General features: G+C 39.1%; 17 protein-coding genes. 6 read left to right on the forward strand and 11 right to left on the reverse strand.

Going from position 1 to position 18,520, the window contains the following annotated elements; all coding sequences use genetic code 11:
- Window positions 1-4,493 (reverse strand): YSIRK-type signal peptide-containing protein (locus HT732_RS00005; protein WP_173253559.1); only part of this gene is annotated, 4,493 nt, incomplete at its 3' end.
- 557 nt (window positions 4,494-5,050) lie between these two features.
- Here HT732_RS00005 and HT732_RS00010 point away from each other — a divergent pair.
- On the forward strand, window positions 5,051-5,350 hold the full coding sequence (locus tag HT732_RS00010; protein ID WP_000981526.1) for a YbaB/EbfC family nucleoid-associated protein: 300 nt from the start codon (window positions 5,051-5,053) through the stop codon (window positions 5,348-5,350).
- A 72-nt stretch (window positions 5,351-5,422) separates the two neighbouring features.
- On the opposite strand, the gene HT732_RS00015 is transcribed toward HT732_RS00010, so the two are convergent.
- From HT732_RS00015 to glmU, 7 genes are all read right to left on the reverse strand, one after another.
- A complete protein-coding gene (locus HT732_RS00015) occupies window positions 5,423-7,186 on the reverse strand; it encodes a glycerophosphodiester phosphodiesterase (RefSeq protein WP_173253560.1) in 1,764 nt (587 codons plus the stop codon).
- A gap of 8 nt (window positions 7,187-7,194) precedes the next feature.
- Window positions 7,195-7,785, reverse strand: a complete 591-nt coding sequence (locus tag HT732_RS00020) for a 3'-5' exonuclease (protein ID WP_173253561.1) — start codon at window positions 7,783-7,785, stop codon at window positions 7,195-7,197.
- Window positions 7,786-8,024: 239 nt separating this feature from the next.
- Window positions 8,025-8,516, reverse strand: a complete 492-nt coding sequence (rocS, locus tag HT732_RS00025; RefSeq protein WP_000021242.1) for a chromosome segregation protein RocS — start codon at window positions 8,514-8,516, stop codon at window positions 8,025-8,027.
- 76 nt (window positions 8,517-8,592) lie between these two features.
- Window positions 8,593-9,285, reverse strand: coding sequence for a 5'-methylthioadenosine/adenosylhomocysteine nucleosidase (locus HT732_RS00030; protein ID WP_173253562.1), 693 nt, complete (start codon window positions 9,283-9,285; stop codon window positions 8,593-8,595).
- 13 nt (window positions 9,286-9,298) lie between these two features.
- The gene (gene macP / locus HT732_RS00035) at window positions 9,299-9,616 is read right to left on the reverse strand and encodes a cell wall synthase accessory phosphoprotein MacP (protein ID WP_173253563.1); all 318 of its coding nucleotides are present in this window, start codon (window positions 9,614-9,616) and stop codon (window positions 9,299-9,301) included.
- An 11-nt stretch (window positions 9,617-9,627) separates the two neighbouring features.
- Window positions 9,628-10,173 carry an NUDIX hydrolase gene (locus HT732_RS00040; RefSeq protein ID WP_173253564.1) on the reverse strand — a complete coding sequence of 182 codons (546 nt, stop codon included), beginning with the start codon at window positions 10,171-10,173 and terminating at the stop codon, window positions 9,628-9,630.
- A 9-nt stretch (window positions 10,174-10,182) separates the two neighbouring features.
- Window positions 10,183-11,562 carry a bifunctional UDP-N-acetylglucosamine diphosphorylase/glucosamine-1-phosphate N-acetyltransferase GlmU gene (glmU, locus tag HT732_RS00045; RefSeq protein ID WP_173253565.1) on the reverse strand — a complete coding sequence of 460 codons (1,380 nt, stop codon included), beginning with the start codon at window positions 11,560-11,562 and terminating at the stop codon, window positions 10,183-10,185.
- Between the two features lie 144 nt (window positions 11,563-11,706).
- Between glmU and HT732_RS00050 the strand changes: the two genes are divergently transcribed.
- From HT732_RS00050 to lysS, 5 genes are all read left to right on the forward strand, one after another.
- Window positions 11,707-12,507, forward strand: coding sequence for a glycoside hydrolase family 25 protein (locus HT732_RS00050; protein ID WP_173253566.1), 801 nt, complete (start codon window positions 11,707-11,709; stop codon window positions 12,505-12,507).
- Between the two features lie 94 nt (window positions 12,508-12,601).
- Complete coding sequence (locus HT732_RS00055) at window positions 12,602-13,444, forward strand: DUF368 domain-containing protein (RefSeq protein WP_173253567.1); 843 nt, start codon at window positions 12,602-12,604, stop codon at window positions 13,442-13,444.
- Window positions 13,444-13,926, forward strand: coding sequence for an aminoacyl-tRNA deacylase (locus HT732_RS00060; RefSeq protein WP_173253568.1), 483 nt, complete (start codon window positions 13,444-13,446; stop codon window positions 13,924-13,926). Before HT732_RS00055 ends, HT732_RS00060 begins: the two co-directional genes overlap by 1 nt.
- Complete coding sequence (locus HT732_RS00065) at window positions 13,926-14,543, forward strand: histidine phosphatase family protein (RefSeq protein WP_000780835.1); 618 nt, start codon at window positions 13,926-13,928, stop codon at window positions 14,541-14,543. Before HT732_RS00060 ends, HT732_RS00065 begins: the two co-directional genes overlap by 1 nt.
- Window positions 14,544-14,680: 137 nt before the next feature.
- Window positions 14,681-16,171, forward strand: coding sequence for a lysine--tRNA ligase (gene lysS, locus HT732_RS00070; protein WP_050207953.1), 1,491 nt, complete (start codon window positions 14,681-14,683; stop codon window positions 16,169-16,171).
- A 91-nt stretch (window positions 16,172-16,262) separates the two neighbouring features.
- Here lysS and HT732_RS00075 read toward each other — a convergent pair whose 3' ends face one another.
- The 3 genes from HT732_RS00075 to HT732_RS00085 are packed head-to-tail and all read right to left on the reverse strand — an operon-like array spanning window position 16,263 to window position 18,392.
- Window positions 16,263-17,102, reverse strand: a complete 840-nt coding sequence (locus HT732_RS00075) for an amino acid ABC transporter substrate-binding protein (RefSeq protein ID WP_173253569.1) — start codon at window positions 17,100-17,102, stop codon at window positions 16,263-16,265.
- Window positions 17,103-17,111: 9 nt separating this feature from the next.
- A complete protein-coding gene (locus HT732_RS00080) occupies window positions 17,112-17,741 on the reverse strand; it encodes an amino acid ABC transporter ATP-binding protein (RefSeq protein ID WP_173253570.1) in 630 nt (209 codons plus the stop codon).
- Between the two features lie 9 nt (window positions 17,742-17,750).
- Window positions 17,751-18,392 carry an amino acid ABC transporter permease gene (locus HT732_RS00085; protein ID WP_173253571.1) on the reverse strand — a complete coding sequence of 214 codons (642 nt, stop codon included), beginning with the start codon at window positions 18,390-18,392 and terminating at the stop codon, window positions 17,751-17,753.
- Window positions 18,393-18,520 lie beyond the last annotated feature (128 nt).

The following is an 18,520-nucleotide window of genomic DNA, read 5'->3' on the forward strand; positions in this document are numbered from 1 at the left end:
CTTGCATTGTCTCCAGCTGTTTTAATTGTCGCTGCAGCTTCAATTGCTTTGTCTAACTCTGTTTTTAAATTATTGTATGTTGTTTCATACGCATTAATGCTGTCTTGAGTTTTTCCTGCTGTATCTGCTTTTACTAATTTCGCTGCATCTGCTTCTAATTTTGTTTTTTGAGCTTCTGTTGCTTTATCCACTAATGCTGCTTTAGCTTTTTCTAACTCTGCTTTCTTAGCTTTTACATTTGTTAATGCTGTCGCAACTTCTTCTGGTGTTGAATCTGCATTATTGATGATACCTTCTGCTGCTGTTACTGCTGCATCTGCTGCCTGTTTTGCTGCGTCATATGCTTCTGTTGTTGATGTTGTTTTTCCATCTGTTACGTTTGCTACACCTGCTAATGCTTTTAATTCGTCTTTAGCTGTTGCTAAGTCTCCAGTATTTGCTTTGTCTTTTAGTAACGCTGTCGCATCTACTAACTTCGCTTTTAATTCTTCTACTTTTGCGATTGCTGCTGCGGCTTCTGCTTTTGTCGCATTATTTTGTTCTGCTTTTGTTACTAAGTCTGCTGCTGTAGTTTTCGCTTGTGTTAAGTCTGCTTGAATTGCTTCGACAGCTTTTTTATATTCCGCAATACTTGCTGGTGTTTTCGTTCCTGCTAATGTGCTTTCTTCCGCTGGTGTTAACGCTGCTTCTGCTTTTCGTAACTCTGCTACTTGTTCTTCTGTAGCTTTATCTACTAGCGTTGCTTTAGCTGCGTCTAATTTTGCTTGTACTGCATCTACTGCTTCTTGTGCTGCTAATGCTTCTAGTCTACTTGCATTGTCTCCAGCTGCTTTTACTGCTGCTGCTTTGGCTTTGGCTTCTTCTAACTCTGTTGTTAGTTGAGTATATTTTTCATTATACGCATCAATACTGTCTTGAGTTTTTCCAGTTGTATCTGCTTTTGTTAGTTTCGCTGCATCTGCTTCTAATTTTGCTTTTTGAGCTTCTGTTGCTTTGTCCACTAACGCTGCTTTAGCTTTTTCTAACTCTGCTTTCTTAGCTTTTACATTTGTTAATGCTGTCGCAACTTCTTCTGGTGTTGAATCTGCATTATTGATGATGCCTTCTGCTGCTGTTACTGCTGCGTCTGCTGCTTGTTTTGCTGCGTCATATGCTTCTGTTGTAGATGTTGTTTTTCCATCTGTTACATTTGCTACACCTGCTAATGCTTTTAATTCGTCTTTAGCTGTTGCTAAGTCTCCAGTATTTGCTTTGTCTTTTAGTAACGCTGTCGCATCTACTAACTTCGCTTTTAATGCTTCTACTTTTGCGATTGCTGCTGCGGCTTCTGCTTTTGTAGCGTTGTTTTGTCCTGCTTTTGTTACTAAGTCTGCTGCTGTAGTTTTTGCTTCTGTTAATTGTGTTTGGATTGCGTTTACTGCATCTTTGTATGCTGCAATACTTGCCGGTGTTTTTGTTGCTTCGAATGTGCTTCCTTCTGCTGGTGTTAACGCTGTGTCTGCTTTTCGTAACTCTGCTACTTGGTCATCTGTTGCTTTGTCTACTAGTGTTGCTTTAGCTGATTCTAGTTTTGCTAGTACTGCATCTACTGCTTCTTGTGCTGCTAATGCTTCTAGTCTACTTGCATTGTCTCCAGCTGCTTTTACTGCTGCTGCTTTGGCTTTTGCTGCTTCTAATTCTGCTGTTAAATTAGTGTATGCTGTTTCATATGCATTAACACTGTCTTGAGTTTTGCCATCTGTACTTGCTTTTACTAGTTTTGTTGCATCTGCTTCTAATTTTGCTTTTTGAGCTTCTGTTGCTGCGGGCACTAAGTTCTTTTTAGCTGCTTCTAACTCTGCTTTCTTAACTTTAATTTCAGCTAATGCATTTGCTACGTCTTCAGTTGTTGAATTTATATCACTAATTACTCCTTCTGCTGCTGTTACTGCTGCTTCTGCTGCTGTTTTAGCTGCATTATACTTATCTGCTGTTGCTTGTGTTTTCCCTGCAGTAACATTTGTTTCTTGAGTTAATGTTTTTAGATCATTCTTAGCTTTTTCTAATTCAGCTGTATTTCCTTTATCTTTCAATAATGCAGCTGCTTTATCTAATTCAGCTTTGATTTTATCAACTTCAATTTGAGCATCAGTAGCTTCTACTTTACCGGCATTTACCGTTTTATCTAATACTGCTTTAGCCTGAGCTTTTGCAGCTGTCAACGCAGTTTTTAACGTTTCATATTTTACCTCATATTCTGCGATACTCTTCGGTGTCTTACCTGTCTTATCTGCTTCTGTTAGTGCATTCGAATCATTTTGTAGCTTTGTTTTTTGAGCGTCTGTCGCCGCAACTACTAATTCAGCTCTTGCTGCTTTTAATTCAGCTCTTTTAGCTTTCACGTCTGCTACTGCTTGAGCAACTTGATCAACAGTTGCATGTTCATCATCAATGATCAATTTAGCTTTTCTAGCTTCTTCTTCTGCGGCATTTTTAGCTATATTATATTCTGAAACAGTTTCAGGTGTTTTACCTGGAGTTGGATCGTCATCTACTAGTTGTTCTAGTTTTCCTGTTGATGTTGTCAATGCCGATTTATCAACTTTTAACGCGTTTTGTGCTTCTAAAGTGTTTGTTAAGATTTTTTTATACGCATCCGTTGGTTGTAACGTACCATCTAACAAAGCTTTTATAGCATCTAGTTGGTCTTGATATGCTTTTTGTGATTCAGGCGTTTTACCTCTCTTATCTGCATCTCGTGTGTCAAGTAATTTATTATAAACTCTTTCCAAAAGTGTTCTAGCAACTCTATTCGTATCCTGTGTAATAGAAAATCCAAGCCCTGAAACAGGTAATGCATATTGAGACCATGTAGTTTGATATCCCATTCCTAGTCTAGAATTATCAGAAGCACTAATTCGTACAGTATATTCTACAGCCCCTTTAGGTAAATCAATATTTTTACTAGTAAAACTACCAGTTCTATTTCCTTGACGGTTTTTATATCCTGCTAACTTTTGGTTAAGAACGTCAATTGTTGGCTCTGGTGGTCTTCCGACAGTAAACCTAATGCTATCATTAGCATCAACTGAGGTTACCTGTTTATTTGTATCATTTATCGATTGATCAGGACGAAAACTTTGATTATAGATAGATTGCGTATGCCCATCTTCAAATTTTGCAATTACTTCAACTTTATATCCAGCTTTAAAACCATCAATATCTCCTGTAAATCCTGTTTTAAAAGAAATATTTACCCCTGTTCCTGTTGATGAAGAATAGGCTTTATAAGTTTTTTCTATTCCATTGAACCCTTTTAGCCCTTTAGCTATTTGACGACCTTCTCCTATATCTTTAAATGGTTGTCCATCAAAGGTTTCTTCACTTTTTGTTGCATTTGTTCTAACTTTAGAAAGAAATAGTGCATACTCGTGAGAGCGATCAAAAGAATTTTCCTCAACATGTGCTGTATATGTATATCCTGCTCTCGTAACATTCACTGTCTCAATAGGAAATACACCCTCATTAGTTTTACGTGCAATAGCAAATTTCCCTTTTTTACCATCTGCTGAAACTGCTGACCAACCACCAAATTCATCAATTTCTTTTACTTCACCAGCCTGTACATTTTTAAGACGTCCCACTTCATCAATAGAAGCTAATTTAGTTTCATTGCTTATAGAAGAGTCCAATCCCTTTAAACTATTAGCTAATTCAGCAACACTCGCACTATCTCCTGGCAATGTATACGTTTGGTTCGCAGATGGATCTGTATCCGTAGTAGCCCCATCCGTACGGAATGGGTTGCTTCTATCCAATGCTTTTCCATGACGTTCATCTCTAGAACCTGAGTTGGCAATCGAGTTAGATTCTGATGCTTTTTCAGTATTCGTTGCTTTTTTACCTACAGTAGCTTTTCCATTTGTTGTATCTACTGCTGGTGCTTGTTTTTTCTCTGTCGGTTTTGTTTGTAATTTTGTTGTTGCTGTAACTAGTTTACTATGCGCTTGTGTTAATTCACTTTCTGTTGTCGCATTACTTAAAACTGATCTTGCTTCTTCTAAAGTTGCCTTTAATTGGTTTACACTTTCTTCTGTTTTAGAAGCATATTTCCCGTTAGTAAATTTCCCATCAATTTCTTCTATTAGTTTTGATAAAGCTAACTTTCTCTCATTTGAATCTGAAATAGTTGAAACAACTGGCTCTAACTCTTGAGGATTTTGTGAACTCCCTGCCACATCTCCCTTTGGTTTATTCTCAACATTTGCAGCAGAAACTGAAGTATTAGCTTCTTTAGTAGACACTCCAGTAGTAGATGAGTTGCTCGGCATAAGAGGATTAGGAGTTTGTTTATTCTCATTCACACTCACTACATTTTGACTTTGTTCAGCTGCTTGTACATCTTCAACTGAACTAACTGCAAAAAAGACTGACCCTAATAAGACAGATGCAGCACCAATTGAAAATTTGCGAATAGAGAAACGCTGGCGCTCATTAAATTTAAATTGTTTCATTTGTTACCTTTCTTTCTATCCTGTTCTAAATAGCTCAAGACCACATAGTGAATCTACACTTGTTTACTTCTTTAAAAAAACAGGATAATGGACCTCCTATTATCTTTCTAGGAATAGGAAGTCTCATATTTTTATAGTTTTTCGGTCTATTATATCAAATTTTCTATATTCTTTGCAAACTGCTTCCCTCCTACAAATAAATGAATTATATATATATATATGCACAAACCTTATACTATAAGGTTTATAGCTCTTTTTTTGAAAATTTAACATATTTTCGGGTATTTTTAGAATTTTTACATTTTGATGACAGTTTGTAGATGTTCCATTTAAGCAATCTCACCTAAACCTATTCTCTATCTTTTCTTAGTGATAAACTTTATCTGACTTTCATATATGAGATAAATGAAAGACTATAGTGCAAAAAAATGGTACAATGTAGTATGTACTTGGAACTATTAAACTACACAGTAAAGTAGTTGCAAGACACAATCTACTCACTATTTAAAAAATATAAGGGAATTAACCCTTGATATGAAAGGAATTTTAGAAATCTTATGATGAACATGCAAAACATGATGCGCCAAGCACAAAAACTTCAAAAACAAATGGAACAAAGCCAAGCTGAACTTGCTGCTATGCAATTTGTTGGCAAATCTGCTCAAGACCTTGTCCAAGCGACCTTAACTGGAGATAAGAAAGTTGTCAGCATTGACTTTAATCCAGCTGTCGTTGACCCAGAAGACCTTGAAACTCTTTCTGATATGACCGTTCAGGCCATCAACTCTGCTCTTGAACAAATCGATGAAACGACTAAGAAAAAATTAGGTGCTTTCGCTGGGAAATTGCCATTCTAAGCATAAGAAAAACAAGCATTCAAGAGAATACTTGCCTATCGTAGGAGGAACAACTGTTCCTCTTTTTGCTTACTAAAAATTAAAGAATTCCATGGCCTGTTTGAACAGCAATTCAGTATACTCTGGGTCTTCTTGGGCAATGGTAACCTGCTCTTGAATCATTTCCAAGTCATCTGTTATCATGCCATCTGCTCCTAACTGAACAGATTTATCAAAGGACTCTGAACTATTGATGGTCCAAACGTACAATTTCTGATCGGTATTCCAAAGCTTGTTGACAAAATTTTCATCTAAAGTTGAATACTCCATGGTGTAACCTGTAGCCTTGGTTCTTGGGAAAATACTATTGTAAGGTAGGATGAAATAAACTGGAATTTGTGAGTCATAGGCCAACACCTGGTCAATCACATGGTAGTCCAAGGACTGCATTTGGTGGCCATTCTGCTTAATAATGGCTCCATATTTGTCCATAAAGCGTTTCATCATATCTGGACTATCTTTTCGACTGGTTTTAATCTCAATAAGGAGTTTTTGATGTAATTCATTGGCTTTATTGAGATAGTCATCAAAACTGGACACCTTGGTATGATAGCCATTTTCTGAAATATCAAGTTTAGTTAATTCTTTCAAAGTTAAATCCTGTGGATTGGCATTAACTCCTGTCAGATTCTTGATATTAGCATCATGCATCATGACAAACTGGCCATCTTTTGTTTCCTGAACATCTGTCTCAACGAAATCTGGAGATAACTGAGCGGTTTTTTCTAGTGATTGGACGGTATTTTGCACACCATTCTTTTTAGATACTCCCCTGTGAGAGATAATTAAAGGTTTATGTGCTACTGGAGCTTCCAAATAAACATAACCCTCGAGAGCGAAAAAGATACAAGCACAGCCCATCACTCCCCATCTCATCCAGTGGTCTTTCTTTCTCCTTGGGGTGATTTCTAGTTCTTCTCCTGTTAAGAAGGAAACAAATTTAATGAGAAAGTAAGTCAAGGCCATATAGTGGAAATTCTTAATCAAGACAAAGTTGATCATTCCCAGCACAAGAGATTCCTTATGGGTCATACCATCCATCAGTGCCTGACTTGCCAAGATTGGAATCAAGAGAAGAATGAAAAATAGATAGGTTTTGACGATAATCCAGAGCAAGTTCCAGATATAAAACCAGGATTGCTTTCTTGTCTTCTCTAGACTATATCTGACTGCCTCTTTGACTGTTTTCTTCTCAAATAAAAGCTGAGGTAGGGCAAACATGAAACGAACTGAAATGTAAAATAGAAGTAAAGCCAGAATAGTAACCACTATACCTACTAGCCAATACTTGTCTTCTACATAGGCTACTATGAATTCCGGAATCACGATTTTATTGAGATAATAAATCTTTAGAATCTTTCGAATCAATGGAAAGAGCATCATGACATAAAAGAAAATAAAGGCCATTTTGGAAATCGTCACTTGCTTCATAAACAAGAAACTTTGACGAAAGACCTTGCGACTGTACTCCAGCAGAGTTCTCCTTTCATGATAGAGGAGATGGCGAGCTCCGATAAAGAGAAGTCCTATCTGGTAATAGGCGACCAATAAATTAACAATCACCAGAATAAATAAAGCAAGACTAACAAAGGGTGATCTCGTTATAATAGCAAAAATATTGTTGTAGGAAAGAAAGAGATAGCCTGTCTGGCGGAGCAAAAGTCCAGCAATCCAAGAATTTGATGGTAACCAGACAAACTCAATCATCATGAATATCAAGAAAAAGAGAAAGAGAATTTTATCTAGATTAAAGTAGATTTTCCTAAAACCTAGATTTTTAGGTTTTTCAGGTTTCATAGGCACTCCTAGTCAAATAATTGAGACAAGTCCAAGCCTCCAAAAGGATTGTTCGAGAGGTTACTTTCTGCCCCTAATAATTCTCTAGCTTGATCCGACTCTAGAAAGGACTCGTAAACACGCGCCGTCATACGAGCATCTTCTAAGCTATTATGAGACTGACCTTGAAATCCAAGAAACGAGGCAACGGTTTGCAATTTGAGATTGGCAATACCGTGTAAATCCGAACTCCGACGTTCAAAGGCTTCATCATACAAGTCCACCTTGTACTGCTGGCTGTAGTCTAAACCATGGTCCTCTAAAATAGGCAAATCACTTTTAACAGCATTGTAGCCTATCATCGGTAAAGAACCCACAAACTCTTGGAAATCTTTTATGACTTTCTCCACTGGAGGAGCATCTTTTAAGGTCTCAGCTGTAATCCCCGTCAATCCATTGATAAAACTCTTTAGAGGCACACTAGTATGGACATAGGAATCATAGGCATCGATTTCCTGACCATCTCTAAAACGCACTGCCGATACTTGAATCAGGTGTGTTTGTCCTTCATGCTGATTAAATTCTAAATCGAAAGCAATGTAATCTTCTAATCGTTCCATTCTATACCTCTCCTTATACTGTTATTTTATACTTCCAAACCGCGTCAGCTTCGCCTTGCCGTAGATATATGTAACTGACTTCGTCAGTCTTATCTACAACCTCAAAGCAATGCTTTGAGCAGCCTGCGGCTAGCTTCCTAGTTTGCTCTTTGATTTTCATTGAGTATTAATTGAGCAACTATACTATTTAGAAACAAAAGAAGCCATCAGGTTAGCATTTAACCTAAACAGCTCCTTGATTATCCTCCAAATAAACGAGCAAAAAAGCCTTTCTTAGTTGATTGGACTTCTTCTTTTGCTTGGTCCAGCTCTAGCTTAAGATTTTCTTGATCCTTCATGGCTTGAAGGGTCAATTGTTGCTGCTGATCGAGTTGTTTGTCTTTCTCAGCAATCTGACGGTCTTTGATACGCATCTGCTCGTCTTTTTCTGATAACTGACGATCCTTGGCTTTTAATTGTTCATAGAGACGAAGAATTTCTGCATTCTTCTCATCAACCAGAATCTCCATCAGTTCACGTTGCTTGACATCTTCACTGACAGGCTCATCTTCAAAAATCGTTTTTTTATAGATTTCTTCTAGCTTAATCAAGCCACTTCTGGTAACGACTGTTACCCCTTTGTCATTTTTATCTGTGTCTTCTTCTGGTAATTCTTTGACACGGTTATTGATTGCTTGGCGAGATAATCCTAAGACCTCTGCAATCTCACTGACGGTCATTTCAATACTCATAATATCCTCTGAAACGTTTTCTAGCTTTTCTTTATTTAAATCTTATCATAAGCTAGATAAACTGTCAAATTTTCGCTTAATTTAAGGCCTTCAAAAAGGCTAATAAAACCTGAGCAGAGCGACGTCCAGCTTCGATAATAAACTCATCAAAAGAGATGTTTGCTTCATGGTTGGCATTGTCACTCATAGCTCGGATGACTAAGACTGGAAGATTAAGAGCATGCGCTGCCTGAGCAATCGCTGCCCCCTCCATCTCAACTGCCAAAACATCTGGAAAATGGAACTTAATCGCTTCTATCTTGTCATTTCCTGCAACAAAACTATCTCCTGTAGCAATCAAACCAAGATGCCAGTTTTGCTCTAAATGAGATAAACTCTCTTGGATTTTGGCAACAAAGGTTTTATCTGATTCGAAATAAAGTGGTTGTTGTGCCATTTGTCCATAAGCATAGCCAAAAGCTGTAACATCCACATCATGATAGGCTAATTTGTCAGCAATCACAACATCCCCAACAGCAATACCCTCTGCTACTGCCCCAGCTGATCCCGTGTTAATCAAAGCATCCACTTGAAAATGATCAGCCAAAATCGCCACACTCATAGCAGACATGACCTTACCAATTCCACTTTCTACAAGAACGACTTCATGAGAGGCAATGGTTCCTGTATGATAGGTATTCCCTAAAACAACTTGCTCCTGGGCATTGTCTAAATGCTGGACCAAATAAGCTAGTTCTTCTGGCATAGCTGCAATAATTCCTATTTTCATTTCAATTCCTTTTCTATCGCCAATATTTTACAGCTAACACAAGCAAAATCAAGAGAAAGATGACTACGAATAAGATTGTATTTAACTTAGAATTGAAGACATTTCTCTTGGTATTTTCAATGCGACGACTTTTATGAATAGACGGTTCGACCTGAATCTTCAAGGTTTCCTGACTAAAGCCATGTCCCTTAGGATTGGCATAACCAAAACGGGAAGAAGAGGTTGGTAAAATCTTAGTCTCCTCATTATCATCTAGCAAAGGAGGACCTGAAATTTTTTCGCCTCTATTAGCTCTTTCAATCATTTCATCCGTTAATAAAGGTTTACCCATATTGACCTCCTCTATTGTTTGCGCAATTCCCAATACTGTACAGCCATAATCGTCTTGGCATCACAGATATGACCTGATTGGATTAATTCCTTGGCTTCTTCTAAGCTCACTTCAAGGACTTCCAAGGTTTCATCTTCATCCTGCGGACGCGGATTTTCCACTTTCGTCAAATCGCTTGCTAGGTATAGTTTTAACTTTTCATTACAAAAGCCAATGGCTGAGTAAAAATCGTACAAGAGTTCTAATTTTCCTGTATAAGCTGTTTCTTCCTCTAATTCACGCAGAGCTGCTGCAACAGGGTCTGTATTTTCTCCTACTTCCAATTTTCCGGCTGGAATTTCGTAAGAGACAGCCTCGATGGCCTTGCGGTACTGCTTGACCAAGATGAGTTTTTGCTCATCCGTTACTGCTAAAACACAGACAGCTCCATTGTGGAAAATCAAATCTCGTTGGGCAGTTCCCTTGCCTTCTGGTAATTCAACCTGATCTTGGACCAGTTTAAATATTGGTCCTTGATAGATTTCTTTTCGGCTAAGCGTTTTTTCTTCAAATTCCATGACAGACTCCTACTGATTCTTAGGATGATGAGGAAGGCGAGTTGCATATTCGTCTTTGTTGACCTGACGACCGCGACCAATAGCAATGGCATCCGCTGGCACGTCTTTAGTAATAGTTGAACCAGCTCCAACGAGGGAATTGTCACCAAGTTCTACTGGCGCAATAATGGTTGAATTTGAACCCACAAAGACATTGTTGCCAATGACTGTCTTGTATTTGTTTTTGCCGTCATAGTTGACTGTAATGGTTCCTGCTCCGAAATTAACATGGCTACCCACTTCACAGTTTCCGATATAAGTCAAATGACCAGCCTTAGTATTCTCGCCGATAGAAGAACCTTTCACCTCAACAAAGTTTCCAATATGTGCTTGGGCACCCAGACTTGAACCTGGACGAATGTGGGCATAAGGTCCAACAGTTACGCCGTCTGCAACACTGCTTTCCTCAATCATAGAATTGGTAATGACAGCTCTTGCTCCGATAGTACTGTCCACTACATAAGTACCGTTTGTCAAAACAGTCTCAGCACCAATTTTCGTTTGCCCCTTCAAGGTAACATTGGCTTCGATTTGAACTTCAGGCGCAATCTCAACATCAATATCGATATAAGTTGCTTCTGGATTGACAAAACTGACCCCATTGACCATGTGCTGATGATTGATGCGACGACGCATAACTGACTCAGCTGTCGCAAGTGCCACACGGTCATTTACACCAAGACTTTCATCAAAATCTTTCAAAGTATAAGCACCAACTTTTTCACCAGCTTCACGGAAAATACCGATGACGTCTGTAATATAGTATTCACCTTGAGCATTATTGGTATTGATATTTTTCAGAGCCTCAAACAAACGCTCGTTGTCAAAAACATAAGTTCCAGTGTTGATTTCCTTGATTTGCTTTTCAAAATCTGTGGCATCCTTTTGTTCAACAATCCGAAGAACCTCAGCATTGTCATTACGAACAATTCGCCCATAACCAAAAGGATTGTCCGTTTCAGCAGTCAAGATAGTGGCCACATTTTTATGATTGATGTGGAAATCAATCAAGTTTTTCAAGCTTTCACCTGTGATTAAAGGAGTATCTCCTGCGATGACCAAGGTGTGACCTGACAAACCTTCTAAGATTGGCTCTGTCATCATAACCGCATGACCAGTCCCCAACTGTTCAGATTGAGTCACAAATTCTGTCTGTCCAGCCAAGACCTCCTCAACCAATTCTGCCTTGTGTCCGACAACTGTTACTGTCTTTTCAGGTTGGATAGCTCCCACACTACGGAAAACATGTTCAAGCATAGAAATACCCGCAACCTTGTGCAAAACTTTTGGCAAATCAGATTTCATGCGAGTCCCTTTACCCGCTGCTAAAATAATGGCAAAATTTGACATAATCTTCTCTTTTCTCTAGAAATTCCCTTTTATTATACCATATTTCAAATCATTCCGCGCCCTTGAATGAAAAAATGCTCTAAAGTCTCTTCCTTAACCCATTTTTTTTGATTTTTTTTCATTTTTAGGGTAAAATTATGAGATATGAGAAAACAAATTCATCCACTTATTTTATTTAGTTTTTTTGGGATCATAATTTTCATTTTAATCATCAATCGCCCTCGTTTTGAGGACCATCCTGTAAAAACAAAGTCAAATATCGCGCAAGTAGAATCGCAAGCGCTACACAATATAGATAAACCGGTGATTGATGTTTCTGGTTGGCAACGGCCTGAAGAAATTAATTACGATACTCTGTCCCAAAACATTTCAGGAGCTATCGTTCGTGTCCATAGTGGCGCTCAGTCTTTAAAAGAAAACGATGCTTCCTTTGTTAATGGGGTAGATAAGGCCTTTAAAACCCATATTACCGAGTTTCAAAAACGAAATGTCCCAGTTGGTGTCTATGCCTATGTAGCTGGAAAAAGTGTCCAAGAAATGGAAAAGGCTGCTGAAGTTTTTTATAACGCTTCATCTCCATACAGCCCTAGCTACTATTGGCTAGATGTGGAAGATAAAACCATGTCCAATATGAACGAAGGTGTTGAAGCCTTTCGTGCAAAACTAGAATCGCTAGGTGCAAAAAATATCGGAATCTACGTTGGGGTCTACTTCATGGAAGAACACAGTATTGATACGGACAAGTTTACGTCTGTTTGGATTCCTTCCTATGGTTCAAATACTGGATTTTTCGAAAGCAAACCTAATACGGACTTAGATTATGATATTCACCAATACACATCTAAAGGGAAAATTGCTGGCTTTGACCACGATTTAGATATCAACGTCATCTCTTCCTTAAAAAACAAAGAAGAAACCTTTAGAAAACTCTTTTTAAAACCTTAAAAGCATTTGTTTAGCATTTGCTTTTTCTTTTTGTGTTTGATTGTGATACAATATAGTAAGGATTTTTTGAAATAGAAATAGTTGGAGGAAACATATGCTCTCATGGTTAGCACGCCTTATTAAAGGGATTGTGATTGCTCTTGGATTTATCCTACCGGGAATTTCCGGAGGGGTTCTAGCAGCAATTTTAGGAATTTATGAACGGATGATTGGCTTTCTGGCCCATCCCTTTAAAGACTTTAAAGAAAATGTTTTGTACTTTATTCCAGTTGCGATTGGTATGCTTCTGGGAATCGGCTTATTTTCCTACCCGATTGAATACCTGCTTGAAAATTATCAGGTCTTTGTCTTATGGAGCTTTGCGGGTGCCATCATTGGTACAGTTCCTAGCCTTCTCAAAGAATCAACTCGAGAATCTGACCGAGACAAGATTGATTTAGCTTGGTTCTGGATAACCTTTATCATTTCTGGATTAGGACTCTATGCCTTAAACTTTGTTGTTGGAACCTTAAGTGCCAGCTTTCTTAATTTCGTCCTAGCTGGTGCACTGCTGGCTCTTGGCGTATTAGTTCCTGGACTCAGTCCATCAAATCTACTTTTGATTTTGGGTCTCTATGCTCCTATGTTGACTGGTTTTAAAACCTTTGACCTCTTGGGAACCTTCTTCCCGATTGGAATCGGGGCAGGTGCAACTCTCATCATTTTTTCAAAATTGATGGATTATGCCTTAAACAACTACCACTCACGTGTCTATCATTTCATCATCGGTATCGTCTTATCAAGTACTCTTTTGATCTTGATTCCAAATGCAGGAAACGCTGAAAGTATCCAATACACTGGCCTTTCTCTTGTTGGGTATGTCATCATCGCCTTCTTCTTTGCACTGGGAATCTGGCTTGGTATTTGGATGAGCCAATTGGAGGATAAGTATAAATAATGGCAAAAAAAGTTAAAATCAAAAAAACATTGGTGGAACAAATCCTATCTAAAGCAGCTATCCCTCATCAGGGGATTCAAATCAACGCCCTGGAAGGAGAGCTGCCTCAAGGTTATGAACGAGATCAGATTTTCAAAACCTTGGCGCTTTTGGGAGATAAAACAGGACCGATTATCGGAATTGTCCCTATCACCCAACACTTGTCTGAAAAGAAACTAGCTAAAATTTCTGGCAATAAAAAAGTGAGCATGATTCCACAAAAGGATTTGGAAAAAACAACTGGTTACATTCATGGAGCCAATAATCCTGTCGGAATTCGTCAGAAACACAATTATCCCATTTTTATCGATAAGATTGCTCTAGACTTGGATCAAATGATTGTCTCTGCTGGAGAAGTTGGTCACAGCATTATCGTCGCACCACAAGACTTGGCTAGCTTTGTAAAGGCTGACTTTGTAGATATCTTGGAGGACAGCAAGTAATGAAACTCTACTTTGTCCGCCACGGTCGTACTGTCTGGAACCAAGAAGGTCGTTTTCAAGGTGCTAGTGGAGATTCCCCCCTTCTTCCTGAATCCATTGAAACCCTAAAACAACTTGGCCAGTATCTCAAGGAAATTCCTTTTAATCAGATTTATTCAAGTGATTTACCTCGAGCGATCAGATCTGCCGAGATTATCCAAAGTCAACTCAAGGTGTCCTGTCCTTTAAAAAGTGTCCCTAATCTCCGTGAATGGCAACTTGGGAAGTTAGAAGGTTTGAAAATTGCAACCTTGGAAGCTATTTACCCGCAACAAATCCAGGCTTTCCGATCTAATCTTGCCAAGTTTGACACTCAAATGTTCAGAGCTGAATCCCTCTATAGCACCACGCAACGGACCATCCAATTTATCAAATCATTAAAAGATAGTCCTGCTGAGCGTATTCTAATTGTCGGTCACGGTGCTAATCTTACTGCCAGTCTTCGTACTCTTCTAGGTTATAAAGAACCACTTCTTCGTAAAGATGGCGGTCTAGCAAATGCCAGCCTAACCATTCTAGAAACCCATGATTTTGAAACATTCACTCTCGATACTTGGAATGATACTTCCTATCAATAACAGAACTTGATTTTAGCGTCAAGTTCTTTTTAGTTTTGAAAGATTATCCGTGAATTTCTTGGTTATTTATGATAAAATGGGAGTATCGCAAAAAATGACTCATCGTATTCAATTTTGAGTAAAACTAGGAGGATCCCATGTCAACAGAACATATGGAAGAACTAAATGACCAGCAGATCGTTCGCCGTGAAAAAATGGCTGCACTCCGTGAACAAGGAATCGATCCTTTCGGAAAACGCTTTGAACGCACTGCAAATTCACAAGAATTAAAAGATAAATTTGCTGACCTCGATAAAGAACAATTACACGATAAAAACGAAACAGCTACTATCGCAGGACGCTTGGTAACTAAACGTGGTAAAGGTAAAGTAGGATTTGCCCACCTTCAAGACCGTGAAGGTCAAATCCAGATCTACGTTCGTAAGGATGCTGTCGGTGAAGAAAACTACGAAATCTTCAAAAAAGCAGACCTTGGTGACTTCCTTGGTGTCGAAGGTGAAGTGATGCGTACGGATATGGGAGAACTCTCTATCAAGGCGACTCACATTACACACTTGTCTAAAGCACTTCGCCCACTTCCTGAGAAATTCCACGGTTTGACAGACGTTGAAACAATTTACCGTAAACGTTACCTTGACTTGATTTCTAACCGTGAAAGCTTCGAGCGTTTTGTCACTCGTTCAAAAATCATCTCTGAAATTCGTCGTTACCTTGACCAAAAAGGTTTCCTTGAAGTGGAAACACCTGTTCTTCACAATGAGGCTGGTGGAGCATCTGCGCGTCCATTTATCACCCACCACAATGCCCAAAACATTGACATGGTGCTTCGTATCGCGACTGAGCTTCACTTGAAACGCCTTATCGTGGGTGGTATGGAACGCGTTTATGAAATTGGCCGTATCTTCCGTAACGAAGGAATGGACGCTACTCATAACCCTGAGTTTACTTCTATCGAAGTTTACCAAGCTTATGCAGACTTCCAAGACATCATGGACTTGACTGAAGGTATTATCCAACATGCTGCTAAATCAGTTAAAGGCGATGGTCCAGTCAACTACCAAGGTACTGAAATCAAAATCAATGAACCATTTAAACGTGTTCACATGGTGGATGCTATCAAAGAAATTACTGGTGTAGATTTCTGGCAAGACATGACTTTGGAAGAAGCTAAAGCTATCGCTGCTGAGAAGAAAGTTCCAGTTGAGAAACACTACACTGAAGTTGGCCACATCATCAATGCCTTCTTTGAAGAGTTTGTTGAAGAAACCTTAATCCAACCAACCTTTGTCTATGGACATCCAGTAGCTGTATCTCCACTAGCTAAGAAAAATCCTGAAGACCAACGCTTTACTGACCGTTTCGAGCTCTTCATCATGACTAAGGAGTACGGTAATGCCTTTACTGAGTTGAACGATCCAATCGACCAACTTAGCCGTTTCGAAGCCCAAGCAAAAGCCAAAGAACTTGGTGATGATGAAGCGACAGGCATCGACTACGACTACATTGAAGCCCTTGAATACGGTATGCCTCCAACAGGTGGTTTGGGAATCGGTATTGACCGTCTCTGCATGCTTCTCACTGATACAACCACTATCCGTGATGTATTGCTCTTCCCAACAATGAAATAAGCTCTTATCCTCTGGTACTTGTCAGAGGATTTTTTTGATGAAAAAAACTACGTTTTGCTAATCAAAACGCAGTCTCAGCCACTATTTTATATTACTGTTCTTCTTTCACTTCTTTTGTTGCCACATCTTCTCCAAACCATTTTTGGCTGATTTCCTGGAACTTTCCTTCTTGGTATAGTTCAATAAAGGCTTGGTTTAAAGCTTGTAGTAATCTTTTGTCAGCTGGTCTAACTCCGACTGCAAAGGATTCACTTTCAAATCCAGCCGAAAAGACATTGTAGTCATTTAATATCCCCTCAGACTGGAGATAGTAATTTGCATATACTCGGTCAATCAACAAAGCATCAATCCGATCATTCTTTAAGTCAATCAAGGCTTCATTGAAACTCTGATATTGATTGGCCTTCTGATCTTTAACACGATTTTTCAGTAAGTCTGGCTGGGCTTCAAAATCTAAATAACCAGAGGAACCGGCTTGCGCTCCCAAGGTCTTATCCTTCATATCCTCTACCGAATGAATCTGCTGGCTTTTCTTCGCGACTAAAACCTGCTGATTTTCCATATAAGGAATGCTAAAGGCAACCTTCTCTCGACGTTCATCAGTGGCAGAATAGCCATTCCAGATGGCATCTATAGTTCCATTTTGCAGTTCCGTCTCCTTCATATCCCAGTCAATTGGCTGAAATTGAACCTTAAAACCTAATTTTTCAGAGACAGCTTGTGCTAAGTCAATATCAAAGCCCGTATATTGGCCATTCTTTTCTTCAAATCCCATGGGTACAAAGGTATTATCAAAACCAATGGTTATACTGCCTTGCTCTTGATACTTATTCCAGTTATCCTGCTTTGGATCGCTAGCCTTCTGGGTACAAGCTGTTAAAAAGAGAGTCAGGAGCGAAACCAATACCAAAGCAATTTTCTTATTAGTCATTGGCACCTCCTACTTAGGCTCAACCTTGAGAATCTGATCCGCGATATTTTCAGCGAACTGTAAATCGTGGGTAACCACAATCTGGGTCATGCCAAGTGCCCTATTTTGCAAGATCAATTTTTCCACTTCTAAGCGTAATTCTGGGTCTAAGGCAGAAGTTGGTTCATCGTAGCCAATGATTTCTGGGTCAATCATCATAGCACGCGCCAAGGCCACCCGTTGCTTTTGCCCACCAGATAATGAGAATGGATAGGCGTCTGCATGCCCTGCCAGTCCTAACTGTTCCAAGAGACCACGCGCCTTCTTCTCAGCCTCCTCCTGCTTCATTCCCATGGTCTTCACAGGCGATAAGGTCAAATTGTTCAGAACTGATAAATGAGGGAACAGTTGAAAATCTTGGAAGACAAATCCCAGTAGATTCCGCTTCTGCAATTCATCCAGCTCTAAAGGTTGTCCATTATAAAAGATTTGCCCAGAATCAATGGTTTCAAGACCCGCAAGCATACGTAAGAGAGTTGTCTTACCTCCGCCGGAAGGCCCAACGATAGCCAGGATTTGCTTTTCAGGAATACTTAGACTGAAATTAGACAAGATTTGTTTGTCTCCAAATTTCTTATTGATATTTCGTAATTCTAACATGGCAACCTCCTATCTATAGTAACTGTACTTCTTCTCAACTTTTTTGGCAAGAATAGTCACAATACCAATCAAAATCAAGTAAATAGCACCTGCCAAGAACATAGGAACCAGACTGGCGTCACGGTTGGCAGCTGTTCGACTCGCCAAGATAAGATCAGAAATTCCTAGAGCATATACCAGAGAAGTATCCTTGACCAAACTCATAACTTCGTTAAAGACACTAGGAAGCACGATCTTGGTCACTTGGGGCAAGATAATATAGCGCACTGTGTCAAAAGGGCTAAACTTCAAGACCTTGGCAGCCTCATACTGTCCTCTTGGAATAGTGTCAATTCCCCCACGGAAAATTTCTGCAAAGTAAGCCGCATAATTGAGAACAAAAGCAATAATAGCCGCAGGAAGACGATCCAAACGAATCCCAATACTTGGCAGCACATAATAGATAAAGATTAATTGCAAGAGTAAGGGGGTTCCCCGCATAATCCAGATGTAAATGTTAATCAGATAATGGAGGGGCTTCCAATGGACTTGCAAGGCAAAGGCAATCAAAACGCCCAAGGGAATAGAAAAAATCAAGACCAGCACAAAGACCTGTAAAGTCATGCTTGCACCGCTCAATAAACTCGGTAATATCTCAAACAAATAAGACATACTGACACCTCCTAAAAATAATTGCTCCTATTATAGCATAAATAAACTAAATAACCAACTATTTTTGTAAAAAAATTCTATCATATACAAATAAAAACCGTAGCTATCAAAAGAGATAAACTACAGTT

Source organism: Streptococcus sp. 5346, assembly GCF_013277455.1.
GTDB lineage: Bacteria > Bacillota > Bacilli > Lactobacillales > Streptococcaceae > Streptococcus.